At 37.3% G+C, this 23,983-nt stretch carries 24 protein-coding genes; 14 read left to right on the top strand and 10 right to left on the bottom strand.

The genetic code is table 11. From position 1 onward, the window contains the following. From ODE14_RS17315 to ODE14_RS17305, 3 genes are all read right to left on the bottom strand, one after another. Positions 1-375: a hypothetical protein gene (locus ODE14_RS17315; RefSeq protein WP_263602306.1), complete on the bottom strand. Its 375-nt coding sequence runs from the start codon at positions 373-375 to the stop codon at positions 1-3. A gap of 207 nt (positions 376-582) precedes the next feature. After that, positions 583-1,773, bottom strand: coding sequence for an ADP-forming succinate--CoA ligase subunit beta (gene sucC, locus ODE14_RS17310; protein ID WP_248394875.1), 1,191 nt, complete (start codon positions 1,771-1,773; stop codon positions 583-585). A gap of 110 nt (positions 1,774-1,883) precedes the next feature. Further along, positions 1,884-2,807 (bottom strand): alpha/beta hydrolase, encoded by a 924-nt coding sequence (locus ODE14_RS17305; RefSeq protein WP_263602305.1) that lies wholly within the window; start codon positions 2,805-2,807, stop codon positions 1,884-1,886. 176 nt (positions 2,808-2,983) lie between these two features. On the opposite strand from ODE14_RS17305, the gene ODE14_RS17300 reads away from it, so the two are divergent. The 4 genes from ODE14_RS17300 to ODE14_RS17285 are packed head-to-tail and all read left to right on the top strand — an operon-like array spanning position 2,984 to position 8,050. Then, entirely contained in the window at positions 2,984-3,661 is a 678-nt protein-coding gene (locus tag ODE14_RS17300) for a TetR/AcrR family transcriptional regulator (RefSeq protein WP_248394878.1), read from the top strand. A 10-nt stretch (positions 3,662-3,671) separates the two neighbouring features. Then, positions 3,672-5,336, top strand: coding sequence for a peptidase domain-containing ABC transporter (locus ODE14_RS17295; protein ID WP_263602304.1), 1,665 nt, complete (start codon positions 3,672-3,674; stop codon positions 5,334-5,336). Positions 5,337-5,346: 10 nt separating this feature from the next. Beyond that, a complete protein-coding gene (locus tag ODE14_RS17290) occupies positions 5,347-6,660 on the top strand; it encodes an HlyD family secretion protein (protein ID WP_263602303.1) in 1,314 nt (437 codons plus the stop codon). After that, positions 6,644-8,050 carry a TolC family protein gene (locus ODE14_RS17285; RefSeq protein ID WP_263602302.1) on the top strand — a complete coding sequence of 469 codons (1,407 nt, stop codon included), beginning with the start codon at positions 6,644-6,646 and terminating at the stop codon, positions 8,048-8,050. Before ODE14_RS17290 ends, ODE14_RS17285 begins: the two co-directional genes overlap by 17 nt. 18 nt (positions 8,051-8,068) lie before the next feature. Here ODE14_RS17285 and ODE14_RS17280 read toward each other — a convergent pair whose 3' ends face one another. From ODE14_RS17280 to ODE14_RS17265, 4 genes are all read right to left on the bottom strand, one after another. Further along, the gene (locus ODE14_RS17280; RefSeq protein WP_263602301.1) at positions 8,069-9,346 is read right to left on the bottom strand and encodes a chloride channel protein; all 1,278 of its coding nucleotides are present in this window, start codon (positions 9,344-9,346) and stop codon (positions 8,069-8,071) included. Positions 9,347-9,581: 235 nt separating this feature from the next. After that, complete coding sequence (locus ODE14_RS17275; RefSeq protein ID WP_263602300.1) at positions 9,582-9,968, bottom strand: DUF423 domain-containing protein; 387 nt, start codon at positions 9,966-9,968, stop codon at positions 9,582-9,584. After that, on the bottom strand, positions 9,965-10,120 hold the full coding sequence (locus ODE14_RS17270) for a hypothetical protein (RefSeq protein ID WP_263602299.1): 156 nt from the start codon (positions 10,118-10,120) through the stop codon (positions 9,965-9,967). Before ODE14_RS17270 ends, ODE14_RS17275 begins: the two co-directional genes overlap by 4 nt. After that, positions 10,120-11,448: a hydroxymethylglutaryl-CoA reductase, degradative gene (locus tag ODE14_RS17265; protein ID WP_248394886.1), complete on the bottom strand. Its 1,329-nt coding sequence runs from the start codon at positions 11,446-11,448 to the stop codon at positions 10,120-10,122. Before ODE14_RS17265 ends, ODE14_RS17270 begins: the two co-directional genes overlap by 1 nt. A gap of 146 nt (positions 11,449-11,594) precedes the next feature. On the opposite strand from ODE14_RS17265, the gene ODE14_RS17260 reads away from it, so the two are divergent. From ODE14_RS17260 to gap, 6 genes are all read left to right on the top strand, one after another. Then, positions 11,595-12,854 (top strand): putative DNA modification/repair radical SAM protein, encoded by a 1,260-nt coding sequence (locus ODE14_RS17260; RefSeq protein ID WP_263602298.1) that lies wholly within the window; start codon positions 11,595-11,597, stop codon positions 12,852-12,854. Between the two features lie 108 nt (positions 12,855-12,962). After that, positions 12,963-13,184 (top strand): type II toxin-antitoxin system ParD family antitoxin, encoded by a 222-nt coding sequence (locus tag ODE14_RS17255; RefSeq protein WP_263602297.1) that lies wholly within the window; start codon positions 12,963-12,965, stop codon positions 13,182-13,184. Continuing rightward, positions 13,184-13,477, top strand: a complete 294-nt coding sequence (locus tag ODE14_RS17250) for a type II toxin-antitoxin system RelE/ParE family toxin (protein WP_263602296.1) — start codon at positions 13,184-13,186, stop codon at positions 13,475-13,477. Before ODE14_RS17255 ends, ODE14_RS17250 begins: the two co-directional genes overlap by 1 nt. A 71-nt stretch (positions 13,478-13,548) precedes the next feature. Next, positions 13,549-14,307 carry a TIGR03915 family putative DNA repair protein gene (locus ODE14_RS17245; RefSeq protein WP_263602295.1) on the top strand — a complete coding sequence of 253 codons (759 nt, stop codon included), beginning with the start codon at positions 13,549-13,551 and terminating at the stop codon, positions 14,305-14,307. A 161-nt stretch (positions 14,308-14,468) separates the two neighbouring features. Next, the gene (gene pfkA / locus ODE14_RS17240) at positions 14,469-15,455 is read left to right on the top strand and encodes a 6-phosphofructokinase (RefSeq protein WP_248394889.1); all 987 of its coding nucleotides are present in this window, start codon (positions 14,469-14,471) and stop codon (positions 15,453-15,455) included. Positions 15,456-15,484: 29 nt separating this feature from the next. Further along, positions 15,485-16,489 carry a type I glyceraldehyde-3-phosphate dehydrogenase gene (gene gap, locus ODE14_RS17235; RefSeq protein ID WP_248394890.1) on the top strand — a complete coding sequence of 335 codons (1,005 nt, stop codon included), beginning with the start codon at positions 15,485-15,487 and terminating at the stop codon, positions 16,487-16,489. A gap of 59 nt (positions 16,490-16,548) precedes the next feature. On the opposite strand, the gene ODE14_RS17230 is transcribed toward gap, so the two are convergent. Then, positions 16,549-17,352, bottom strand: a complete 804-nt coding sequence (locus ODE14_RS17230; RefSeq protein ID WP_263602294.1) for a hypothetical protein — start codon at positions 17,350-17,352, stop codon at positions 16,549-16,551. Positions 17,353-17,485: 133 nt separating this feature from the next. Here ODE14_RS17230 and ODE14_RS17225 point away from each other — a divergent pair, with 133 nt between their 5' ends. The 3 genes from ODE14_RS17225 to htpG all read left to right on the top strand — a co-directional run bounded on the left by ODE14_RS17225 (position 17,486) and on the right by htpG (position 21,974). After that, on the top strand, positions 17,486-18,682 hold the full coding sequence (locus tag ODE14_RS17225) for an oxygenase MpaB family protein (protein WP_263602293.1): 1,197 nt from the start codon (positions 17,486-17,488) through the stop codon (positions 18,680-18,682). Positions 18,683-18,873: 191 nt separating this feature from the next. Further along, positions 18,874-19,875, top strand: coding sequence for a recombinase RecA (gene recA / locus ODE14_RS17220; protein WP_248394893.1), 1,002 nt, complete (start codon positions 18,874-18,876; stop codon positions 19,873-19,875). 206 nt (positions 19,876-20,081) lie between these two features. After that, positions 20,082-21,974 carry a molecular chaperone HtpG gene (gene htpG, locus ODE14_RS17215; RefSeq protein WP_263602292.1) on the top strand — a complete coding sequence of 631 codons (1,893 nt, stop codon included), beginning with the start codon at positions 20,082-20,084 and terminating at the stop codon, positions 21,972-21,974. 104 nt (positions 21,975-22,078) lie between these two features. Here htpG and ODE14_RS17210 read toward each other — a convergent pair whose 3' ends face one another. After that, positions 22,079-22,375: an MGMT family protein gene (locus tag ODE14_RS17210; RefSeq protein ID WP_248394895.1), complete on the bottom strand. Its 297-nt coding sequence runs from the start codon at positions 22,373-22,375 to the stop codon at positions 22,079-22,081. A 250-nt stretch (positions 22,376-22,625) separates the two neighbouring features. Here ODE14_RS17210 and ODE14_RS17205 point away from each other — a divergent pair, with 250 nt between their 5' ends. Then, positions 22,626-22,772 (top strand): hypothetical protein, encoded by a 147-nt coding sequence (locus ODE14_RS17205; RefSeq protein ID WP_263602291.1) that lies wholly within the window; start codon positions 22,626-22,628, stop codon positions 22,770-22,772. A 225-nt stretch (positions 22,773-22,997) separates the two neighbouring features. Here ODE14_RS17205 and ODE14_RS17200 read toward each other — a convergent pair whose 3' ends face one another. Continuing rightward, the gene (locus tag ODE14_RS17200) at positions 22,998-23,972 is read right to left on the bottom strand and encodes a deoxyhypusine synthase family protein (RefSeq protein WP_169232222.1); all 975 of its coding nucleotides are present in this window, start codon (positions 23,970-23,972) and stop codon (positions 22,998-23,000) included. Positions 23,973-23,983 lie beyond the last annotated feature (11 nt).

Below are 23,983 nucleotides of genomic sequence, written 5' to 3'. Positions count from 1 at the left end.
TTAGTATTGAATAATGACTTCTTTTATGTCTAATTTTTCATTTAACTTTAATAAAATATCAGGTGAAATTCTGCTTGTTTTGCTCAAATCCGGATTTTCAAATTCCTTCACTTTTACGTACAATACATTTTTATAAAATGATACTGAATCAATTGAAACATCGTTGGAATTTTTTAACGCAGGTTTAAGAATAATATACGTTTCATTTTCAACCACAGCAGGAATTGGTGAAAATCTGTTACCGCTGTTTTTCTGATGAATGATCCTGAAAACCTCATCCATTTTCTGCTGAGTGTTGATGATAAAATAGTTTCCGGAAGTTATGGTAAATGAGTAATGATTTTTATCTTCGAAAGAAATTGGTTTTTGCTGCATCGCATTATCTACGCCAATCTGAGACCGACAGCTAAGAAATAAAAAGAGAAAAAAGTATAGAAACGGTCTCATTTTAACATCCTTTATTGTAAATATAACAATTTTAAGATGAATATTTTATAGTTTTAATTGAAATTATTCTAAATCATCTGCACAAAAAAACCGTTTCGGAATTGAAACGGTTTTTATATTGATAAGAAATTCAGACTATGCTAAAACTTCTTTTACTTTATTTGCTGCTTCTTCAAGAGTGATTGCAGAGTGAACCGGAAGTCCGGAATCATCAATTAATTGTTTAGCTTCAACAGCATTTGTTCCCTGTAATCTTACGATCAACGGAACAGGAAGGCTTCCCATCGCTTTGTAAGCATCTACAACTCCCTGGGCAACTCTGTCACATCTTACGATACCTCCGAAGATATTGATCAGGATTGCTTTTACATTCGGATCTCTCAAGATAATTCCGAAAGCGGTCTGTACTCTCTGTGCATCGGCAGTACCACCAACATCCAGGAAGTTTGCAGGATTACCACCAGATAATTTGATGATATCCATTGTTGCCATTGCAAGACCTGCTCCGTTTACCATACAAGCAACGTTACCATCCAGTTTTACGAAGTTAAGACCTGCTTCACCCGCTTCAACATCCATTGGATCTTCTTCTCTCGTATCTCTAAGTTCAGCTAGGTCTTTATGACGGAATAATGAATTGTCATCAAGCGTTACCTTAGCGTCTACTGCAATGATTTTATTGTCAGAAGTCTTTAACACAGGGTTGATTTCAAAAAGAGAAGCATCAATTCCTGTATAAGCATTGTATAAAGCTGTGATGAATTTTACAAATTCTTTGAAAGCATTCCCTTCAAGACCAAGGTTGAAAGCAATTTTTCTTGCCTGGAATCCCTGCAGCCCTAAAGCCGGATCAATGATTTCTTTATGAATAAGGTGAGGGGTAACTTCAGCCACATGCTCGATATCCATCCCTCCTTCTGTAGAATATACAACGGTATTTTTACCTTCAGCTCTATCTAAAAGGATAGAAACATAAAATTCTTTTGTTTCAGTTTCTCCCGGATAATATACATCTTCTGCAACCAATACAGAGTTTACTTTTTTACCTTCAGCAGAAGTTTGTGGAGTGATCAGCTGCATCCCGATGATGTTCTGAGCGTTTTCTTTAAGCTTATCCATATTCGGTGAAAACTTTACACCGCCTCCTTTACCACGACCACCAGCGTGAATCTGTGCTTTCACCACCCATCCCTGAGCTCCGGTTTCTGCAGTTAGCTTTTCAGCAGCAGCTACAGCTTCATCTACGTTGTTTGCAACGAAACCACGTTGGATAGCTACTCCATACTTTGATAAAATCTCTTTTGATTGATACTCGTGAAGATTCATATTATTTTTATTATTTTATTTTAAAATTTAAAGGTTGACAAATTTAATAAAAATGAACAAGGCAGGAAAGTATTTTATCGATGTTTAAAGTCACTTTATTGTAAAATCTGTTATTTTTTCTTCAGAAGAAACTCAAGAGGAAGATGAAGCCTTTTATTCCAGGCCTCTTCACTGTGATTTTCTCCCGGAAAATACATCGTTTTCCAGCTGGCATCCGAGAAGCCTGCTTTTGCCATTATCCGGTCGGCTTTTTTCTGAATATCCGGATAAAGCGCATCCAAAGTTTTATCTCCACAATCAAAATAGATTTTATGACTCTTAGGATCCGGAAGATTTTTACTCAAGTATTTTAAAACCGAATCGGGAAAAGGGTTATTACCTAGAGTGAAAGTACCCGGCCAGTGTGTTGAAAGACAGGCAGCTCCGCCGAAAACATCAGGATATTCACAGATGGCATACATGGAAATAAGCCCTCCCATGCTGCTTCCGGCTATGAAGGTGTGTGCCTTGTCTTTATACGTTGAATATTTTTTATCGATAAATGGTTTAAGTTCTTTTACCAGAAATTTGAGGTAATTATCTGAATTGGGGGAGAAAATCTCATCAGACCTTCCCGATTTTGTCAATTGGGCCCGAACCGTATCTTTTTGTGTTGCTGTAAGACTTTCAAAAGGTTTTTGCGGAAAATAATCCAAATGCCTTAATTTCGAATCATTCCAGATTCCCACCACAATTGTATTCTGAATTTTCTTGTTTCTAATAAGATCTGAAACGATATCATCCACATTCCACGACTGCTTATTCCATGTTGTCTCCGGATCATACAGCATTTGGCCGTCCTGCATATACAACACCGCATATTTTCGGGACGCAGAATAGCCTTCCGGAAGCCAGACATCTACATTTCTCGGCGTTACATATTGAGATTTAAAATCTGCTGTTCTTTCGATTCTGCCACTAACAACATTCGGAATCTGCGCATTGTATTTTAGAAAAAGAAAAGACAAGCAAAGAGATAATAAAATTTTTTGCATTATTCTATAATTTTTGCAAATATATGTCAACCTAATATATTTAATATTTGTGAGATTAGTTGATAATTTTAGACAGATTAAATATCGCAATAGTATTACTATCATAAATAATATTTAAATAACTTTTGGTATAAGTTTTGCTAAAGCAATAAATAAAACTACTTTATATAAAAAAAATGGAATTCCAGGTAAAATTTAAAGTCAACGAAACATTATACTTAAAAAACCCCGAAAACAGTGAGATCGGAAAGGCCATCGTGAAGAATTCTATTGAACTGATATACGAAACAGGCTTTGAAAGCTTTACATTTAAAAAATTAGCACAGAAAATCAGCTCTACGGAAGCCACGGTTTACAGATATTTTCCGTCTAAACATAAATTACTCACTTATATCTTAAACTGGTATTGGTCTTATATTGAATTTATTTCTAAGCTAAGGCTGCAGGAAATTAAGGAACCTCAGCAAAAAATGGAGAAAATTCTGGAAATTATCACCCATAATGATACCACCCAAGACAGCATTGAAGACTATGATCTCAGCAAACTTCACAGTATTGTTATTGCAGAAAGCAGCAAATCTTATCTGGTAAAAGAAGTAGACGAAATCAATCAGGAAATGGTTTTTAGTCCACTTAAAAGTCTGTGCAATTTTTTTGGAGAAGTAATCACCCAGGCAAAACCGGATTTTCCCTATCCTAAGTCATTTGCCAGTACTTTGCTGGAAACAGCACACGATCAGCAGTTTTTCAGTGAACATTTGCCTAAGCTTACCGATAATCATATTAAAAGAACAGAACATAAAAAGTACGTACTGGATTATCTGCGTTTTATTACCTATAATCTTATAAAATAACAGCAAATCAATGGAAAACTCTCCTAAACAATACGGTTATAATCTTTTTAAATATATTACAAAAGAAAAGAAAGACGTTACCAATATTTATTTTTACGCAATTTTAAACGGTCTGGTTCAGCTTAGTGTTCCTCTGGGAATACAGTCTATTATCAGCTTTGTTATGGGAGCAACCATGGCAACATCCATTTATATCCTGATTATTTTTGTTGTGATCGGAACCTGGCTCGTAGGGTATTTCAGGCTTAAGGTGATGCAGATTATTGAAAAAATCCAGCAGAAAATATTTGTGGAATTTTCCGTTGCCTTTACCGAAAAGATTCCTAAAGTAAATCTTTCAAGTACCAGGAAATACTATCTTCCGGAACTTGTGAACCGTTTTTTCGACACCCAGAATCTGCAGAAGGGAATTTCAAAAATTTTACTGGAAATTCCTACCGCACTGATACAGATCATTTTCGGCCTTCTTCTATTATCTTTTTATCATCCCTGGTTTCTGATTTTCGGAGCACTTGTGGTACTGAGTGTCGTGCTTATTTTTAATTTTACCATGGAAAGCGGGATAAAATCCAGTATTGAGGAAAGCGACAAAAAGTATGAAACGGCAGCATGGATAGAAGACCTGGCCGCATCGGTAAAATCTTTTAAAATAAACTCAGAAACAGAGATTCATCTTAAAGGAATTGATGAACGCGTAACAGGATATCTTGAACACAGAACTTCCCATTTTAAAGTTCTTGAAATCCAGTATAAGACAATTATTGCTTTTAAAGTTATTATCACACTGGCAATGCTGGTTATAGGAACTTATCTTCTCGTCAACCAAAAGCTTAATATCGGGGCGTTTATCGCTACGGAAATTGTTGTATTAAGTATTATGGCAGCAGTAGAAAAACTTATTATAAGCTTAGAAAGCTATTATGATGTAATTGCTTCCCTCGCCAAACTTAACAAAGTGACAGAACTTGCTGAAGAGAAAAACGGAGAAATTATTTTCGCCAACCAAAATGAAGGTATTGAAATTGAATTTAAAAACGTCGACTTTTACTTCAACAGCAATGTCCATATACTTCAGGATATCAATTGTATTATCAGGGAGAATGCCATAACGGTAATTTCCGGTGAGCTGGGATCAGGAAAATCACTCCTGCTGAATATGATGGCCGGATTTTACGAACCGCCTGCGGGAAGTGTCTTACTTAATAAAATTCCATTAAAAAATATTGATAAAGAAAAACTCCGGACGGAGATGGGCGTGTATCTCGAAGATATGAGAATGATCCAGGGAACCGTTCAGGATAATATTTTAATGGGGAATGAAAATATTAATATGGAAGATGTAATGGAATTATCGGAAAGAATTGGTACGGAAAATATTTCAAGTCAGTTCACAAGCGGTTTCTTTACCGAAATAAGTGAAACAGATCCCGAAATCTCATTCAGTTCCAAGAAAAAAATCCTGCTCCTCCGCGCATTAATCGGAGAGAAAAAGCTGCTGTTGCTTGAAGATCCGGTTGACGGAATGAACGAAATTTTCAAGAGCAAAATGCTGCAGTATCTTAAGGAGATCAGCTATAAAACGACCATCGTGATTGTTTCTCAAAATTCCGAAATTATTGATTACGCAGATCATCATCTGCACCTTAAAAACGGAACTTTAAAAACTTTATCTTAAAAATACAGGTATGAAAATTCAGTCTTTTGATAATATATATAATATCCACAAAAAATCATACGTAAAAAGATGGTTTTTGTCATTCTTCATTTTGGCGATTATTGTACTGTTTCTTCCATGGACCCAAAATATCAAGGTAGTGGGGAATGTAACGACCCTTTATCAGGAACAACGCCCGCAACAGCTAAACTCCCCCATTCCCGGAAAAATAATCAAATGGTATGTAAAAAACGGGGACTATATTAAAAAAGGAGACACTATTCTACAGCTTTCTGAAGTAAAGGATGATTATTTTGATCCGTTGCTTGTAAAAAGAACTGAGCAGCAGGTAGAAGCAAAAAGAGGAGTAAGGGATTATTACGAAGCTAAAGTAGGAACCACCAATAATCAGCTTCAGGCGCTTGCCACAGCCAAAGATCTTAAATTGAATCAAATTGATATAAAAATCAGCCAGCTTAAAAACAAGCTCGCAGGTGAAGAAGCAGAACTTGCCGCTGCAACCAATGAGCTTAAGCTTTCTGAAGACCAATATACCAGACAGAAAAAAATGTATGATGAAGGGCTGGTTTCTTTAACTCAGTTCCAGCAACGAAGCATATCTTATCAGAATGCTATCGCTAAAAAAACGGCTTCCGAAAATAAGGTAGCTCAAACCCGTCAGGAAATCTCGAATATGGCGATCGAGCAGAACGCAGTAATTCAGGATTATACCGAAAAGCTAAGTAAAACCGAAGGAGAGAGATTTCAGAGCATGGGACAGATTGAAGGCAGCGAAGGAGATATTGCCAAGCTGGAAAACCAGGTAGCCAATTATAAATTCCGCCAGGGACTTTACTTTATTGTTGCTTCCCAGGATGGCCAGGTTGTTCAGCTTAATAAAGCAGGAATCGGGGAAATTCTTAAAGAAACGGAAAGCATCGGGGTTATTGTGCCGAAAACGGTAGACTATGCTGTTGAAATTTACATTAAACCGGTTGATCTTCCGCTTATTAAAGAAGGACAGCGCGTAATGTGTATTTTTGACGGGTTCCCGGCTATCGTATTCTCGGGATGGCCGGATTCAAGCTACGGAACATTTGCCGGAAAAGTAATTGCCATTGAAAATAACATTAGTGCGAACGGTCTTTTCAAAGCCTTGATCGTGGAAGATAAAACCCAGAAAAGATGGCCTCCCAAAATCAGAATGGGCACCGGAGTTCAGGGAATTGCCATTCTGAATGATGTTCCGGTCTGGTACGAACTGTGGCGGAATATCAATGGTTTCCCGCCAGATTATTATGAAGTTAAAACTGCAAAAAACGGTCAGAATGAAAAACAGAAATAAAATCATATTTCTCTTTGCCATACTGCTTTGTGGAATACTTTCAGCACAGGATTCACTGAAAATATCCGCAAAGGAATTTATTTCCATTGTAAAAAATTACCATCCCTTAGCCCTAAAATATCAGCTTCAGAATAAAATTGCAACAGCAGAAATTACCAGCGCAAGAGGAAATTTCGATCCGGTTCTTGGCGGAAAGCTTGGAGAAAAAAACATTGACGGAATACAATACTATCGACAAAGGAATCTGGAGCTTGGCATCCCCACATGGTACGGGATTGATCTTACGGCTAGCTACAACTACATAGATGGGGAAAAACTCAATAACAGCGATACTAAAGGCGGACTCTATCAGTTTGGGGTTACTGTTCCATTGGCTAAAAACCTTTTGTATGATAAAAGAAGAGCCATGCTGGAACAGGCTAAATACGCCCTGAAAATGACCGAAGCAGAACAGGCAGTTCTTACCAACGATCTCCTTCTGGAAGCCGAAAACACCTATTGGGAATGGGTCAAGAACTTTGAAATTTACCAGCTTCAGCGCAGAGCTGTTTTAATTAATGAAGAACGTCTTGAGCTTACAAAAAAGACATTTAATTTTGGTGAAAGACCTGCCATTGATACCGTAGAAGCAGTCTCACAGCTACAGAGCTTCCGGCTTCAGGAGCGGGATGCTTTCCTGAATTTCGTGAAAAGCACACAGGATTTACAGCTTTTTTTATGGAAAGATAACAGAGAGCTTTATGACCTGGCTGTTATGATTTATCCTTCAGATACAATGAACAGCAGTGAAGCTTTCAATAATTTTGAAATGCTGATACAGCAGGTGGAAAATCAAAATCTGAGCGATCATTTTTCGTTGCAATATTATTTTCAAAAACAAAATATTCTTGAAAGCGAAAGAAGATTAAAATGGCAAAGCTTTCTTCCTAAGCTTGATTTTACCTATAATTTTTTTAACAAAGAAAATTACAGAGCAGATTACCTCCCGCTTTTTGACAATAATTTCCAATACGGACTGAAGCTGGAAATCCCTGTTTTCCAAAGAGAGGCGAGAGCCAATTACCAGATTGCAAAACTTAAAATTGAACAAAACACATTGGATACCCAGGTGAAAAGAAGAGAACTTGAAACAAAAATCCTTATTTATAAAAATGAAGTGACTAACTATCATTCGCAGATTGATATTGCTCGGGATAATCTTACAAATTACCAGCGGCTTCTTCAGGCTGAAGAGATCCGCTATAACAATGGGGAAAGCTCACTGTTCCTTATCAACTCAAGGGAAAATAAGATGATCGACGCTCAGGAAAAATTTATTCTTCTCAACAATAAATTTCTTAAAAGCTACAACAAACTAAAATGGATGAAAGAAAATTTTCAGTTTAATTAAAATTATTTAGAGGAAATCTTATTCCTCGGATAATTTCTCCGACTGGGAGCCAATAAACGGAATTTTCGGAGCCAGGAAATACCCGGTGAGACTTGCAAAAAGTATTGGAACGAAATAGGTAAAACCGGTTAATGTTCCCAAAATAATCGTTGTACTCATCGGCGTTCTGGTAACACAAGCATTAATGGCAGCCATGCAGCTCACAATGGCAAGCGTAGTATCAACAGATGGAAACAGCTGGTGGATGATTAACCCTAATGTAGTCCCCACAAAAAAAAGCGGAATAATAAAGCCACCTCTCCATCCGGAAGTTACCGTAATAGCAATAGCTAAAATTTTAAAAACCAAAACAACAATTAAAAAATTTAGCGCAAAATCACCATTGATCAGCTGATTAATTTCATTATGCCCGAAATATCTTGTAATGGGAAGATAAAAAGCGATGATTCCGAGAATAGCGCCGCCAACCAGGGTTTTAATGTAGATCGGGAATTTCCTGTATTCAAAAATGCGTTTGAAAAATTTCACCACAAAAATAAAAATCCATCCGAAAACAGTTCCGATAATCCCGAAAGCCGTTGCATAGGCAAAATCATAAACTCCTGTATAATGATAGGCTTTCAGGTTCCAGGTGGCTCCTATTCCCAAGTGGATAATCAGTGCAAACATAAGATAACTGAAACAGCTTGCTACCAAAGCCGGAATAATTGCTTTGTAATATTCGACAGCGTGCTTATGATGAAGGATTTCAAGGGAGAAAAGACTTCCGCCAAGCGGAGCCCCGAAAAGTGCCGTAAAACCGGAGGCCATTCCTGCAATACTGAGAGAACGCAGCTCTTCCCCTTTCAGTCTGAAAATTTTTCCGAGCCATGTTCCTGTAGAACCGGTAACCTGTACCAAAGGAGCTTCAGGTCCTAAACTCCCTCCCGATGCCACACAAAACAGGGAAGATAAAATCATGGAAGGATTGTTTTTAGGATCAAGTTTTCCTTTATTGAAACGGATATTATTAACAATAAGATGAATCTCACCCGGATCACCGATGAAATGAATAACCAGACCAGCCAACAGACCACTTATTGCCATCGTAGGAATTACCATCCATCCTTGAAATTCAGCTAAGAATTCTGTGAAATGTTCAAGGACAATCCAATACAACCCGGCAATTACACCACCGACCAATCCTGTAATTGCCCACATGAAAAAAGTACGGCTGAACACAAACGGGTTAAACCGGATCGGCTGATCCAAAAGGTTGAATGTTCTTATAATACGCCGTCTTCTGTTGATTTTCATTTTAATTTATTTTTAAAATTACGATCATCATTTGTTGTTATAAGAATGACTATTTGAAAACTTTCATTGAATGAATCTTCAAAAACAAAAAGCATCGTTTCTTAAGATCGTATTGAGATGCTTCGACAGGCTCAGCATGACACTGCTAATACTACACGTTTCGACGCTCGCTTCGCTCGCGCCATAATTCAAATTATCCGCATATGAGCCTGTCGAAAACCTTAATAATTTATAATTATATTCTGTTTTTAGCAAAATAAAAAATAAGAAGCGCCCAGCTCAGGATCATCAAAAGACCTCCAAGCGGGGTGATGGGTCCAAGAAATTTAAGATTCATCCCGAAATAATCCTGCATGCTCAAACCGTAAATACTAAATGAGAAAAGCATAGTACCGAAAATCATCAGCCATGAAATCCAGTTTTCGGTTTTCGTTTCAAATTTTAAAATGTAACCGGCAATTAACAGGAAAAAGGCAGCGTACATTTGATAACGTACCCCTGTTTCAAAACTTTCCAGTCTTTCCACAGAAAGGATTTTCTTTAGAGCGTGTGCTCCAAAGGCTCCTAAAATTACGGACAGCATACCGTATACCGCTCCAAAAATTAATGTTATTGTTTTCATTTATAATTTAAAATTTTGAATATTAATGACACGAGTCCGATTCCTATAAAAATCCAGGCAAACTTTTTATTTTGGGCAAAACCTGGATTTTTGGTTACTTTCAGAAATATTCCGAAAGCCAGCATCAATGCAGAGACAATAATTCCAAACATTATTGTGCTCTCAACCTGTTAAATTCAGAGATCACCTCGTGATGGCTTACCGTTTTATCTTTGAAATAGGTAACAAAATACTGCTTTTCTTGTTCTGTAGCTCCCATTTGATTAAGAATATTCAGCAAGTGCATTTTCATATGTCCTTTCTGAATTCCCGTGGTGATCAGAGAACGTAATGCTCCGAAGTTCTGAGCCAGTCCGGATACCGCCAAAATACTCATTAATTCCTGCGCAGAAGGTTTTCCTAACAAAGCCAAAGAAAATTTTACCAAAGGATGAAGATTCGTAAGGCCGCCTACAACTCCCACTGAAATAGGAAGATCAATCCAGAACCGGAAGATTCCGTTATCTGTTGTACAATGCGTTAAAGATGAGTATTTCCCGTTTCTCGCAGCATAAGCGTGTGCACAAGCTTCCGTTGCTCTGAAGTCGTTTCCGGTCGCAATAACTACTGCATCTACCCCGTTCATGATTCCTTTATTGTGGGTGGTAGCGCGGAAAGGTTCAATTTCAGCAATCGTAACCGCCTGTTTGAACTTCCATGCAAATTCTTCGTTGGAAATTCCGCTGTCATCTTTCAGTTCATCAATCCTGCATGACACCTCAGCTCTTACGATACAGTCGGGTGTAAAATTGGAAAGAATATTCATCACAATCTGTAATGAATCTTTTTCTTCCCGGGTAAAATCTTCATTTTCTGCAACCTCCTGCTTCAAGGTCTTCCCGAATTGCTCCAGGCAGGAATTGATAAAATTCGCGCCCATGGAGTCTACCGTATCAAAGCTGGCCTTTAATTGGTAATAATTTGGCATTTCGGAGGTTTTATCAATTAATTTGATATCTAAAATTCCGCCGCCGCGTTTCCGCATATTCGCGGTAATATCTTCCGTAGTTTCAAAAAGTTTTTTCTTTAGCCTAAAGTTGAAAAAATGTAATAATTTATGGGATTCTACGTTAAATATAAAGTGCGTATGGCCAAGTTTTTCGGTGTTGATAATGGTTGTTTTAAACCCACCTTTATCAATCCAGAATTTTGCTGCTTTAGATGCTGCCGCTACCACAGAACTTTCTTCAACAGCCATAGGCAAAGCCAGCAATTTTCCGTCAATCAGAAAATTCGGGGCTATTCCGTATGGCATATAAAAGTTGGAAATGGTATTTTCAGAAAATTCTTCATGGAGTTTCTGAATTTCGGCATTATTGTTCCAGTATTGCTGTAAAATCTGTTCGTAACTGCGATCGTCACTAAGGTATTCTGAGATAAGCCAATCGATTTTTCGCTGTTTGGAAAGTTTGGAAAAACCTTCAACCGGTTGATGATTCATAGTATATCTTTAAAGAAATGTAAATATAGTGATTTTGTAACTTTCCGTTGTTGATAACTTCAATCGAAAAAGATTGATATTTATCAATTTTGGAGCTAAATTTGAACCATTCATCTTATTCAACATTAAGATAATCAATTAACAATATGAATTTTGACCGCCTGAAAGAAAAGCTTGAAATCCTTGCTGACGCAGCGAAATACGATGTATCCTGCTCCTCAAGCGGAGGTACGAGAAAAAATAAAAAGGGTGCTTTAGGAGACAGTTCCGTAAGTGGGATCTGCCATACTTATACCGAAGACGGTCGTTGTGTTTCACTTTTAAAAATTCTGCTTACCAATCATTGTATTTATGATTGTGCCTATTGTGTTTCCAGAAGTTCCAATAATATCAAAAGAGCAGCTTTTACGGTAGAAGAAGTAGTAGATCTTACCATTAATTTTTACAGAAGAAATTATATCGAAGGGTTGTTTCTTAGCTCAGGGATTTTCAAAAATGCAGACACCACGATGGAACGTCTGGTGAGAGTAGCTAAAAAGCTTCGTCTTGAAGAAAACTTCAACGGTTATATTCATTTAAAATCTATTCCCGGGGCAAGTGATGAGCTGATGCAGGAAGCCGCATTGTATGCAGACCGATTATCCATTAATCTTGAAATCCCCACGGAAAGCGGACTAAAACTTCTCGCTCCTGAAAAAAACCGTCAGGATATGCTGAATCCGATGAAATATATCCAAAACGGAATTGCCCAGTATAAAGATGAAAAGAAGATTTTCAGAAAAGTTCCGAAATTTGCTCCTGCGGGACAGTCTACCCAAATGATTGTGGGAGCAACCAATGAAAATGATCTTCAGATTATTAAAGTAGCGGATCATTTCTATAAAAATTTTAATCTGAAAAGAGTGTATTATTCGGGATATGTTCCGGTTTTGGAAGATAAGCGGCTCCCTTCTTTAACGACAGAAGTTCCTATGCTCCGTGAAAACAGGCTTTATCAATCGGATTGGCTGATGCGGTTCTATGGCTTCAAAGCAGAAGAGATCCTTGATCCGAATATGCCTTTCCTCGATCTTGAAATGGATCCGAAAATGAGCTGGGCGCTTAGACATCTTGATCAGTTTCCGGTAAATCTCCAGACTGCTGATTACCAGATGATTTTAAGAATTCCGGGGATTGGTGTAAAAACAGCAAAAAAAATTGTCAGTGCAAGACGTTTCCAGGTTCTTACGATGGATCATCTCAGCAAACTGGGTGCAGCGGTTAACCGCGCCCGGTATTTTATTGATTTCAATGCAGGAAATGCTTATCTGAAATATTTAACAGATAAAAATTTTAGAAAATTATTAATTGGCGGAAGTTCTTCTAAGTTTCATAATCAGTTTTCGCAGCAATTGACTTTGTTTTAAAGCTTTCAATAACTCAACTTTCAATTTATTAACAATTAGACGATATCAACATAGTCCATATTTGCTAAATATAGATATAATCTGTAATTTTATTGAAAAGAAATAATAATGAATGTCAGTTTTACAAAAAAACAGGAAGACTATATTGCAGAGCAGATAAAATCAGGAGATTTTCAAAATGCAAGTGAAGTAGTGCGGGATGCATTACGGCTTCATGAGGTCTATCGTCATCGAATCATTGAAGAGCTGAAAGCCGAAATTGAAAAGGGCTGGCATAACAACAGTTCCCGATCTGTAAAGGATATTATTGAATCTAAGAAGAAAAAATAATGCCTGAAAATTACATCTTATCCGAAGCAGCGGATAAAGATTTGGAAGATATTTTTGATTATACATTAAATCATTTTGGTTTTGATCAGGCTGAAAAATATCTTTTGGAGATCGAAGAAGTTTTTCAAATTTTAGTCTTACATCCAGAATCAGGCAAAGCACGAAATGAAATAAAAGAAGGTTTATATAGTTTCCCGAAAGATAATCATATTATTTTCTATAGAGTTTTGGATAAATATATACGTATTGTAAGAATATTGCATGGAAGCAGGGATGTTCCTAATTATTTTTAAACCTTGTTTTCAGATTACATATACATTTCCAAATTGTTACATTATTAAATTACCAGATTGTTACATTAAAAATGACTACCCTACTCTACGATGGCAGTTTCGACGGACTTTTTACCGCAGTATTTGAGGTTTTTGAGTACCGCTATAAGGATGTGGAAATTATCAGCAGGGAAAGGTTTCATCAGGAAAATATTTTTGCTGAAATTCACGAAGTAATTACACAAAATGATAAATCTGAAAGAGTTTTAAATAAACTTGAAAAAAATATTGGCAAACAGGGTATTCACGAATTACTTAAAGTATATCTTTCCGAAGATCCGGAAGCAGAACAGCTTATTTTATCGGCCGTAAAACAGTCTATCAAACATCCGGATGAAAATATTCTTCAGAATTATGCTGATGAAGCCATCTTAAAAATATCTAAAATTTGTAAATCCGTAAGTCGGGAACGACACAGAATGACTGCTTTTGTACGATTTGAAAAAATGCAGGATGATGTGTTTTTTGCTAAAATAGACCCCGATTTCAATGTACTTCCGCTGATCAGGAAACATTTTAAAGACCGTTACCAGGATCAGAAATGGATGATCTACGATTTACGCAGAAACTACGGACTCCTCTATGATCTGGAAACCTGCGACTTTTTTTATCCCGATGAAAAAATTGACCTCAATAAATATGAACAGAAATTTCATGATCAGGAAAAAAATTACCAGACGTTGTGGCAGCGGTATTTTATAAAAACCAATATTGTTGAAAGAAAAAATTTAAAACTGCATCTTCAGCATGTTCCTAAACGGTACTGGAAATATTTAACGGAAAAATGGTAAATCACATTTTCTGCAGAAATGCTTCATCTTAACACTTTTGCAGGTATTTTCAAACATTCACGTTTTAGACGATTTAAATAATTTATATTCAAAACTCTTCTCAAGTTACTGTTATTATCTGAACTTGTTTTTGTAAATTTGTGTTCGAAACTTTTTACTAGATGAAAGAGAGTGCTGTAAAAAAAATTGCAGTTCTTACCTCAGGGGGTGATGCTCCGGGTATGAATGCAGCATTGAGGGCGGTAGTGCGAACCGCAAATTATTATGATATCGAATGCTACGGAGTAAGAGAAGGCTACAACGGCCTTATAAACGGAGATTTTCTCAAGATGGGTCCCCGTTCCGTAAAAAATATAATCAACCAGGGCGGAACCATTCTGAAATCTGCCAGATCCATGGAGTTTAAAACCAAAGAAGGCCGCCAGAAAGCGTATGACCACTGTGTGAGACTTGGCATTGACGGATTGGTATGTATCGGCGGAGACGGAACTTTTACAGGGGCCAAAATCTTTAATGAAGAATTCGGGATCAGGGTAATTGGTATTCCGGGCACTATTGACAATGATATTTTCGGAACCGATAATACGATTGGCTATGATACCGCCTTAAATACAGCTATGGATGCTATTGACAAAATCCGTGATACGGCGACATCCCACAACAGAGTTTTCTTTGTGGAAGTAATGGGCCGTGATGCCGGATTTATTGCGCTGAACAGCGGACTGGCAACAGGAGCTCTGGATATTTTAATCCCTGAAAGAAAAGACAGTATTGATGAACTGTTCACCAATTTCAGAAATGCTGAAAAAACGGGAAAAGCTTCTAGTATTGTGGTAGTAGCAGAAGGTGAAAAACTGGCAAATGTTTACGAACTGGCAGAAAAAACAAAGAAGGATTTTCCGGATTACGATATTCGCGTGGCTATTCTGGGACACATGCAGAGAGGAGGTTCTCCAAGCTGTGCAGACAGGGTTTTGGCAAGCAGACTGGGCTACGGCGCGGTAACGGGATTAATGGAAGGAAAAACCAACGTCATGGCCGGAATGCGTTCTAATGATCTGGTATACACACCGATTGAAGAAGCCATTAAAAAACACAATGAAATCAATAAAGATCTTCTTTTGATTTCGAAAATTTTAGCAATCTAATATTTTAATATAATTTAAAACAAACTATTATGTCAACAATTAAAGTAGGTATCAACGGGTTTGGTAGAATCGGACGTCTTGTTTTCAGAGCAATGACAGAAAGAGATAACATTGAAGTGGTAGGAATCAACGACCTGATCAACGCAGAATACATGGCTTACATGTTAAAATACGATTCTGTACACGGTATTTTCCCGGGTGAAGTTTCCGTTGAGGGAAATGACCTTGTGGTAAACGGAAAAAGAATCAGAGTAACTGCCGAGAGAGACCCGAACAACTTAAAATGGAACGAAATCGGTGCCGATTATATCGTTGAATCTACAGGTTTATTCTTAGATAAAGAAAATGCTGCAAAGCACATCAACGCAGGAGCTAAAAAAGTAATCCTTTCTGCTCCTTCTAAAGATGATACGCCAATGTTCGTAATGGGTGTAAACCACACTGAGCTTACTGACGATATCAAAATTTTATCAAACGCTTCTTGTACAACAAACTGTTTAGCACCTTTGGCTAAAGTAATACACGATAACTTTGGAATCGTAGAAGGTTTGATGACTACCGTACACGCTACAACGGCAACTCAAAAAACAGTTGACGGTCCTTCCATGAAAGACTGGAGAGGTGGTAGAGCTGCTTTAAATAACATTATTCCTTCTTCTACTGGTGCTGCAAAAGCGGTAGGAAAAGTAATTCCATCATTAAACGGAAAATTAACAGGGATGTCTTTCAGAGTACCAACTGTTGATGTTTCTGTTGTGGATTTAACGGTAAGATTAGAAAAAGCGACTTCTTACGATGAGATCTGTGCTGCAATCAAAGCTGCTTCTGAAGGTGAATTGAAAGGTATTTTAGGATACACTGAAGATGCTGTTGTTTCTCAGGATTTCGTAGGAGATAAGAGAACTTCAATCTTCGATAAAGATGCCGGTATCATGCTTTCTCCAAACTTTGTAAAACTTGTTTCTTGGTATGACAACGAAATGGGTTACTCAAACAAATTGGTAGATATGCTGGTACATGCTGCTTCTTTGTAATAAGTAATGAGCAATCAGCAATGAGTAATAAAAACCTTCCCGGCGGGAAGGTTTTTTTGTTAATTTTTAAATGGGTTTTTATCTAATCTGAAAGAAATTCCAATAAATGGATTAATGCGGTATTGTGATTCATTTAAATTATCGTTGGTTACAGAACTATCAATGGTTTGTCCTATAAAATAATTCGAACTGGGCCGCATCTGTTTATGGACGGCTACACCCCCCGTCAAAATAATATTTTGTCCGATGCCTAATGAAGGTCCTAAAAAAACTGAAATTTCTTCAAAGTTAACTCCTAAACCTCCGGTAAAACCCGGAGATATATTTTCGTGATTATTGATAAAAGTAAACATAATAGCAGGCATCAATTCAATATGTTTTTGATCATTTACCTTATTCACTTTGTTATTGCCATCATCTGCCTTTTGCGATATAAATTTACTGCGATTGGTATAAAAGATCGTATTCGCACCAAATGTTATACTCCAGCTCCAGTCTGACCGGCTTCTTAAAATATATTTTCTAACTTTCGGAATACTATCATGGGTTGTCAAAATTGTATATTCTGTATTACTTCCAAATTTCAACTTGATTCCATTTAGACTGTTTATTAAATGATTTGATTCTTTATCACTCTTTAAATCAGTTGAGAGTTCGGGATATAAAACTGCCTCCTTATTAATGATAATACTTTTATAACTTCCTTCAGTTTGTAGGGAATATTTTCCTTTTTTTATTAACACTTCAACTGAATCAACTCTTTGATTCATATCAATGGTTATTGTGTTATCAGTAACCGCAATTTGCCCAAATGTTTCTGCCCCCAAAACAAGAAGCAACAGCAATAAAATTTTTGTTTTCATGACTAATAATTTTTATACAAATTTTCAAAATCCATCAACATCAAGAAATTACCCTTTTGTAGTATTTTTAATCCAGTGCAGCTGACAAATTTCAGCTTCTTTTTTCGGCGCAAAACTTGTACTTTTATTCATAATGAAAAACACTATTTTACAGCCCAGGTTCAAAGATCATCCACATTTTAAAGACTTCTGGACAAAAGGCAACGGAAAGCAGCTGATTGACTTTTCCGGTGCAGAAGTAAGTTTTAAAGATTTCGAAGAATTCTCATCTTATTTTTATCACGTGGACGAAACAGGAGACAGGGTTGTAAAAGATATTTATTTCACTAAAAACTTTCGCGAAGCCTCAAAGGAAATAGAGCAGTATATTCGAAACGGCATTTCGGAAGACGAAAACACTCCAGAAAGCATCAAACAAATGTTTTTGCAAACGCAAACTATTCCGGAATGGCTGGATTATGGTTTATTAAAAAACGGTGCCGAACTCTGCATGAGGGCTAACCTGGATTCCCTGATTTCCCTTCGGGATTATTGCCTGATGGGAGGATATGATTTTGCTTATCTTAACAAACCGCTTATCATAACCGAAGCTTTAAAGAAAGGTGCCGTTAAAAGACTTTCCGAAACATTGGATTTCTGGGTAAATGTTACCCGGTACGATGCACTGGAACTCCATCATAAAGGCTATGAGTTTGCGATTAAAACAAGAATGATTCACTCTTACGCAAGACTTTCCATCAGAAAACATTATAAAGATTGGGACACGGAAAATTGCGGAGAACCCATCAATTCCTGGGATATGATGGCCACGTATATTGGATTCAGCCTGGTTTTTCTTCATAGTCTTCATAAGCTGGGCAATGCTTATTCTGCACAGGAAGAACAAGGCCTTTTTCATCTTTGGAAATATGTAGGATACCTTCTGGGAATCCCTGAAAAACTATTACCGGACAATAAAAAACAGGCTACTGAATTTTTCTATATGTGGACATCTATTCAGCCTCCTGCGGATAAAGATTCAGTTCTGCTTGCTCATTCTTTATTAAATGAATCGCTTGAAAATCCTATCTTAAAGTACGAATTTCAAAGAAAGAATCTACGTTATTTACATATTTGCTGCACCTGGTTTTTATTGGACGACGAGGTTTGCAAAAGACTCCAGATTCCGGAAGTAAACGGCAGAAAAGCATTTCCGTTTGCCAAAAAAATGATCAACAAAATTTACAATAGAATAGTGAGCCGGGAACTACGAATCCGAAAAGGAAATAAAGACCAGATGAAAGTATTGAAAGATTATCTCAGGATTACCGACAATTCAGTTTTCCATTAGTAAACATCTGATATTCTTGATGATTCATACATGAAAAGATTAAAAAAAACAACTTTATCCGGAAATTGAAAAATGAATTACGGTGTTAAAATTTTATCATTTTTTTAACTATAAAAACTGGTTTTAATGGTATGCAATATTAGTTTTTGACTGTAATTTTTTGTATTTTTGATAAATTATTTAAACAACAGATGAGTAATATAGACGACAAGAAAAAAGCACTGGCACTGGTGCTTGACAAGCTAGATAAAACATACGGAAAAGGAACGGTAATGACATTGGGCGACAGCTCTGTGGACAGTACCATTGAAGTAATTCCTTCCGGATCTTTGGGATTAGACATTGCTTTAGGAGTGGGTGGCTACCCGAGAGGAAGAATCATTGAGATCTATGGTCCTGAATCTTCCGGTAAAACAACATTAACTCTTCATGCGATTGCAGAAGCTCAGAAAGCAGGAGGAATTGCCGCATTTATTGATGCAGAGCATGCTTTTGACAGAGGATATGCCGGAAAACTGGGTATCGATCTTGAAAACCTGATCATTTCACAGCCGGACAACGGTGAGCAGGCTTTGGAAATTGCTGATAATCTGATCCGTTCTGGAGCAATTGACATTGTGGTTATCGACTCTGTAGCAGCTCTTACCCCAAAGGCTGAAATTGAAGGAGAAATGGGAGATTCTAAAATGGGTCTTCACGCAAGATTAATGTCTCAGGCTTTGAGAAAATTAACAGCGACGATTTCCAGAACAAAATGTACGGTAATTTTCATCAACCAGCTGAGAGAAAAAATCGGGGTGATGTTTGGGAATCCTGAAACGACAACCGGAGGTAACGCTTTGAAATTTTATGCTTCTGTAAGAGTGGATATCAGAAAAGCGAGTGCGCCAATCAAACAAGGTGACGAAGCTATCGGAAGCCGTGTAAAAGTAAAAATTGTGAAAAACAAAGTAGCACCACCTTTCAAACAGGCAGAATTCGACATTATGTATGGTGAAGGAGTTTCTAAAACAGGGGAAATTCTTGATCAGGCTGTAGAACAGGGAATTGTTAAGAAAAGCGGATCATGGTTCAGCTATGAAGATACAAAGCTCGGACAAGGCCGTGATGCGGTAAAAGATGTGTTGAAAGACAATCCTGAACTTGCGGAAGAACTTGAAAATAAAATCAAGGAAGAATTGAAAAACAAATAAGTTTTTTAGTTTTTAAAATATCGAAGACAGTCTGAAAAGGCTGTCTTTTTTATTGTTATCAAAAAAATTATAATCGCAAAATCAAATTATGCTTTTAACTTCTTACTTCTAACATCTCACTTCACTTTACTTTAATGCCAAAATGTCACTTTGTGTCGAACGGTATTTTTTTTGAGAAAGAATACAAAAAATTAAAACTAAATATTATGACTAAAGGAAATATTAATGTATCGGTGGAAAATATTTTTCCCTTAATTAAAAAATTTCTTTACAGTGACCACGAAATCTTCTTAAGAGAGTTAATTTCCAATGCAACAGATGCCACCTTAAAACTAAAACACCTGACAAGCATCGGAGAAGCAAAAGTTGAATACGGAAATCCGAAAATTGAAGTAAAGATCGATAAAGAAAACAAAACTCTTCACATTATCGATCAGGGAATCGGGATGACAGCCGAAGAAGTTGAAAAATACATCAACCAGGTAGCCTTTTCCGGAGCTGAGGAATTTTTAGAAAAATACAAGGACACTGCAAAAGATGCCGGAATTATCGGGCATTTCGGGCTTGGATTCTATTCTGCGTTTATGGTTGCCGAAAAAGTTGAAATTATAACGAAATCCTACAAAGATGAACCTGCAGTTCGATGGATCTGCGACGGCAGTCCGGAATTCACTTTAGAAGAAACAGCTGACAAAACTGAAAGAGGTACAGAAATCATTCTTCATATTGCTGAAGACTCAACAGAGTTTTTAGAAGAAGGTAAGATTCGTGAATTATTATTAAAATATAACAAATTCATGCCTGTTCCTATTAAATTCGGAACAAAAACACACACATTGCCTTTACCGGAAAATGCTCCTGAAGATGCTGTTGCAGAGACAGAAGAAGTTGACAATATCATCAACAATCCGACTCCGGCATGGACAATCGCTCCAAGTGAACTGACTAATGAGGATTACATGAAATTCTATCATGAATTGTATCCGATGCAGTTTGAAGAACCATTGTTTAATATCCACTTAAATGTCGATTATCCGTTCAACCTGACCGGAATTTTATTCTTCCCTAAATTAAATAACAATTTAAATATTGAAAAAGATAAAATCCAGCTGTACCAGAACCAGGTTTTTGTAACGGATGAGGTAAAAGGAATTGTTCCGGATTTCTTAATGCTTCTTCGTGGAGTAATTGATTCTCCGGATATTCCGTTGAATGTTTCTCGTTCATACCTGCAGGCAGACGGTGCGGTAAAGAAAATTTCTTCATACATCACCAAGAAAGTAGCCGACAAAATGTCTTCTCTCATCAATGAAAACCGTGAAGATTACGAAAAGAAATGGAATGACATCAAAGTTGTTATCGAGTATGGAATTGTAACAGAAGAAAAATTTGCAGAAAAGTCTGATAAATTCACGCTCTACCCTACAACGGACGGAAAATATTTCCTTTGGAGTGAATTAGAAGAAAAAATCAAGCCTAATCAAACCGATAAAGACGGTAATCTCATCGTTCTTTACGCTTCTAATGCAGATGAACAGCACAGCTATATTCAGGCAGCAAAAGATAAAGGATATGAAGTCCTTCTTTTAGACTCTCCGATCATTCCGCATGTGATCCAGAAGCTTGAAACGTCAAAAGAGAAGATTTCATTTGCGAGGGTTGACGCAGATCATATTAATAATTTAATCAAAAAAGATGAGCCTGTTATTTCTAAATTGAATGAAACTGAAAAAGAATCATTAAAGAAATATGTTGAAGAATCGATCAATGATAAAAAATTCACTGTTCAGCTTGAAGATTTGGACAGCACAGATGCGCCATTTACGATAACACAGCCGGAATTCATGAGAAGGATGAAGGATATGCAGGCAACGGGCGGCGGCGGTATGTTCGGCATGGGCGGCTTCCCGGAAATGTACAATCTGGTAGTGAACTCCAATAGTGAATTCGCTGGTCAAATTCTGAAAGCAGAAAATACAGAAGAAAAAAGCGGACTGATTCAGCATGCTTTGGATCTGGCCAAACTTTCTCAGAATTTATTAAAAGGAAAAGAACTGACAGATTTTATTCAAAGAAGCTATAAGCAGCTGGAAAAATAATACAATGATTTATACTGGTTCCGGGGCGACAAAGTCGCCCCGGAAATACAAAAGTTTCGGCGGAGCCAAAGGCTCCGCCGAAACTTTTTAACGAAATTTCTATCTTACAATTCCTTCATCGGGTCCCAGAACAATTTTTTAAAATCTTTAATCCTGAAATTTTCGACAACAATTCCTTCCGCTTCGAGTCTTTGCTGAAATTCAGGGACCGACAAAGTTCCTGAACTTGAAATCACACGATGGGCAGGAACATCCGGTGGACATCCTCCCATGGCTTTGCCCACATGCCGTGAATGATTGGGAAAACCTACAGCTTTCGCTATAGCTCCGTAACTTGTTACTCTTCCTTTGGGAACTAGTTTTGAAATTTCCCAGACCTGTTGTTTAAAAACTTCATTCATAATAAAGGATCATCAATCAAAAATAAGAAAATTGTACAACTTCAGGTAATTACTTACCATAGATCAAGATTCAATTTGTTTGTAATTTGTAAATTTAATACATAATCAAAGTGAATTAAAAAAATATACGGAAACCCGTACATAGTGTGATGAAGTGTTAAGATTGCCTGCAGGAATGCCGGCAATTTTTATTTGCTTTATCTATATCAGCATTGCATAATTTTTGAATGTTACTATCAAAATATCGGTTATGAAAAAAGCATTTTTCCGTTGGCTGAATAAAGTCAATAAAGCGGTACTTCCGAAATTGAGCAACAAAGATCCCAATAAGCTGACAAAGATCCAAAAAGGAATCTTAGCCTACCGGTATTTTGTACTGGTGAATTCCCTGGACTGATTTGCGTGAGGGATATGAAGGGTGCGAGCGAGGCGAGCAGTCTCCTGAGACCGGAACGAAGTGGAGCCCGGAGAAGCCCGACCTGAGCCTTTGGATTGGTCTGGAGAAGGGCACGCCATTATTTGAATGACTCTCACTGATTTGCAGATTAAGATTTTTAAATAAAAAAACGTCCCAAAAATTGGAACGTTTGTATAAGTTTAAGCTTGAACTTCGAGTTCCAGCTTATGAATTTTCTAAAATGTAAGAGAACATTAAAGGTGCACAGATGGTAGCATCACTTTCAACGATAAATTTCGGTGTGGTAATATCAAGCTTACCCCAAGTAATTTTCTCATTCGGAACCGCTCCGGAATAAGAACCGTAAGAAGTGGTAGAATCTGAGATCTGACAGAAATATGACCAGAACGGAATATCATGCATTTCCATATCCTGATACAGCATCGGTACAACACAAATCGGGAAATCACCCGCAATACCTCCACCAATCTGGAAGAAGCCTACTCCTTTTCCTGAAGAGTTCTTTGTATACCAGTCTGCAAGATATGCCATATACTCAATCCCTGATTTCATGGTAGAAAATTTAAGTTCTCCTTTAATACAGTAGGATGCAAAAATATTTCCCATGGTAGAATCTTCCCATCCCGGAACAACAATCGGCAGGTTTTTCTCTGCTGCAGCGATCATCCATGAGTTTTCTCTAGGAATTTCGTAATACTGCTCCAGAACTCCTGAAAGGATCATTTTGTACATATATTCGTGAGGAAAATATCTTTCTCCTTTGTTGTCGGCATCTTTCCAGATTTCATAAATGTGTTTCTGCAGTCTTCTGAAAGCTTCCTCTTCAGGAATACAGGTATCTGTTACCCTGTTCAGCCCTCTTTCCAACAGACCCCATTCTTCCTGCGGCGTAAGATCTCTGTAATGAGGAACTCTTTCGTAGTGAGAGTGCGCTACAAGATTCATCAGATCTTCTTCAAGATTTGCTCCTGTACAAGAGATAAAATCTACCTTGTCCTGACGGATCATTTCTGCAAGAATTTTTCCTAATTCTGCCGTAGACATTGCTCCTGCCAGTGTAATCATCATTTTCCCGCCATCCTTAAGATGCGCCACATATCCTTTTGAAGCATCCACCAATGCCGCTGCATTAAAGTGCAGATAATACTTTTCTATGAATTCAGTAATCGGTTTGCTCATTTAATTATTTT

The sequence above is a fragment of the Chryseobacterium sp. PET-29 genome (assembly GCF_025736815.1).
In the GTDB taxonomy this organism is placed as follows: Bacteria; Bacteroidota; Bacteroidia; order Flavobacteriales; family Weeksellaceae; genus Chryseobacterium; species Chryseobacterium nepalense.
Note: the sequence above shows the minus strand (reverse complement) of the source record. Positions and strands in the feature narration are given on the sequence as shown.

What these genes read in the sequence shown, in the direction of transcription:
- ODE14_RS17290 (WP_263602303.1), top strand. Translation starts at nt 5,347, where the DNA reads ATGAAAATTCAGTCTTTTGATAATATATATAATATCCACAAAAAATCA.
- gap (WP_248394890.1), top strand. Translation starts at nt 15,485, where the DNA reads ATGTCAACAATTAAAGTAGGTATCAACGGGTTTGGTAGAATCGGACGT.
- sucC (WP_248394875.1), bottom strand. Translation starts at nt 1,773, where the DNA reads ATGAATCTTCACGAGTATCAATCAAAAGAGATTTTATCAAAGTATGGA.
- ODE14_RS17315 (WP_263602306.1), bottom strand. Translation starts at nt 375, where the DNA reads ATGCAGCAAAAACCAATTTCTTTCGAAGATAAAAATCATTACTCATTT.
- ODE14_RS17200 (WP_169232222.1), bottom strand. Translation starts at nt 23,972, where the DNA reads ATGAGCAAACCGATTACTGAATTCATAGAAAAGTATTATCTGCACTTT.
- ODE14_RS17210 (WP_248394895.1), bottom strand. Translation starts at nt 22,375, where the DNA reads ATGAATGAAGTTTTTAAACAACAGGTCTGGGAAATTTCAAAACTAGTT.
- pfkA (WP_248394889.1), top strand. Translation starts at nt 14,469, where the DNA reads ATGAAAGAGAGTGCTGTAAAAAAAATTGCAGTTCTTACCTCAGGGGGT.
- ODE14_RS17245 (WP_263602295.1), top strand. Translation starts at nt 13,549, where the DNA reads ATGACTACCCTACTCTACGATGGCAGTTTCGACGGACTTTTTACCGCA.
- ODE14_RS17205 (WP_263602291.1), top strand. Translation starts at nt 22,626, where the DNA reads ATGAAAAAAGCATTTTTCCGTTGGCTGAATAAAGTCAATAAAGCGGTA.
- ODE14_RS17280 (WP_263602301.1), bottom strand. Translation starts at nt 9,346, where the DNA reads ATGAAAATCAACAGAAGACGGCGTATTATAAGAACATTCAACCTTTTG.
- ODE14_RS17285 (WP_263602302.1), top strand. Translation starts at nt 6,644, where the DNA reads ATGAAAAACAGAAATAAAATCATATTTCTCTTTGCCATACTGCTTTGT.
- ODE14_RS17250 (WP_263602296.1), top strand. Translation starts at nt 13,184, where the DNA reads ATGCCTGAAAATTACATCTTATCCGAAGCAGCGGATAAAGATTTGGAA.
- ODE14_RS17305 (WP_263602305.1), bottom strand. Translation starts at nt 2,807, where the DNA reads ATGCAAAAAATTTTATTATCTCTTTGCTTGTCTTTTCTTTTTCTAAAA.
- ODE14_RS17260 (WP_263602298.1), top strand. Translation starts at nt 11,595, where the DNA reads ATGAATTTTGACCGCCTGAAAGAAAAGCTTGAAATCCTTGCTGACGCA.
- ODE14_RS17275 (WP_263602300.1), bottom strand. Translation starts at nt 9,968, where the DNA reads ATGAAAACAATAACATTAATTTTTGGAGCGGTATACGGTATGCTGTCC.
- ODE14_RS17295 (WP_263602304.1), top strand. Translation starts at nt 3,672, where the DNA reads ATGGAAAACTCTCCTAAACAATACGGTTATAATCTTTTTAAATATATT.
- ODE14_RS17225 (WP_263602293.1), top strand. Translation starts at nt 17,486, where the DNA reads ATGAAAAACACTATTTTACAGCCCAGGTTCAAAGATCATCCACATTTT.
- ODE14_RS17300 (WP_248394878.1), top strand. Translation starts at nt 2,984, where the DNA reads ATGGAATTCCAGGTAAAATTTAAAGTCAACGAAACATTATACTTAAAA.
- ODE14_RS17230 (WP_263602294.1), bottom strand. Translation starts at nt 17,352, where the DNA reads ATGAAAACAAAAATTTTATTGCTGTTGCTTCTTGTTTTGGGGGCAGAA.
- ODE14_RS17270 (WP_263602299.1), bottom strand. Translation starts at nt 10,120, where the DNA reads ATGTTTGGAATTATTGTCTCTGCATTGATGCTGGCTTTCGGAATATTT.
- htpG (WP_263602292.1), top strand. Translation starts at nt 20,082, where the DNA reads ATGACTAAAGGAAATATTAATGTATCGGTGGAAAATATTTTTCCCTTA.
- ODE14_RS17265 (WP_248394886.1), bottom strand. Translation starts at nt 11,448, where the DNA reads ATGAATCATCAACCGGTTGAAGGTTTTTCCAAACTTTCCAAACAGCGA.
- ODE14_RS17255 (WP_263602297.1), top strand. Translation starts at nt 12,963, where the DNA reads ATGAATGTCAGTTTTACAAAAAAACAGGAAGACTATATTGCAGAGCAG.
- recA (WP_248394893.1), top strand. Translation starts at nt 18,874, where the DNA reads ATGAGTAATATAGACGACAAGAAAAAAGCACTGGCACTGGTGCTTGAC.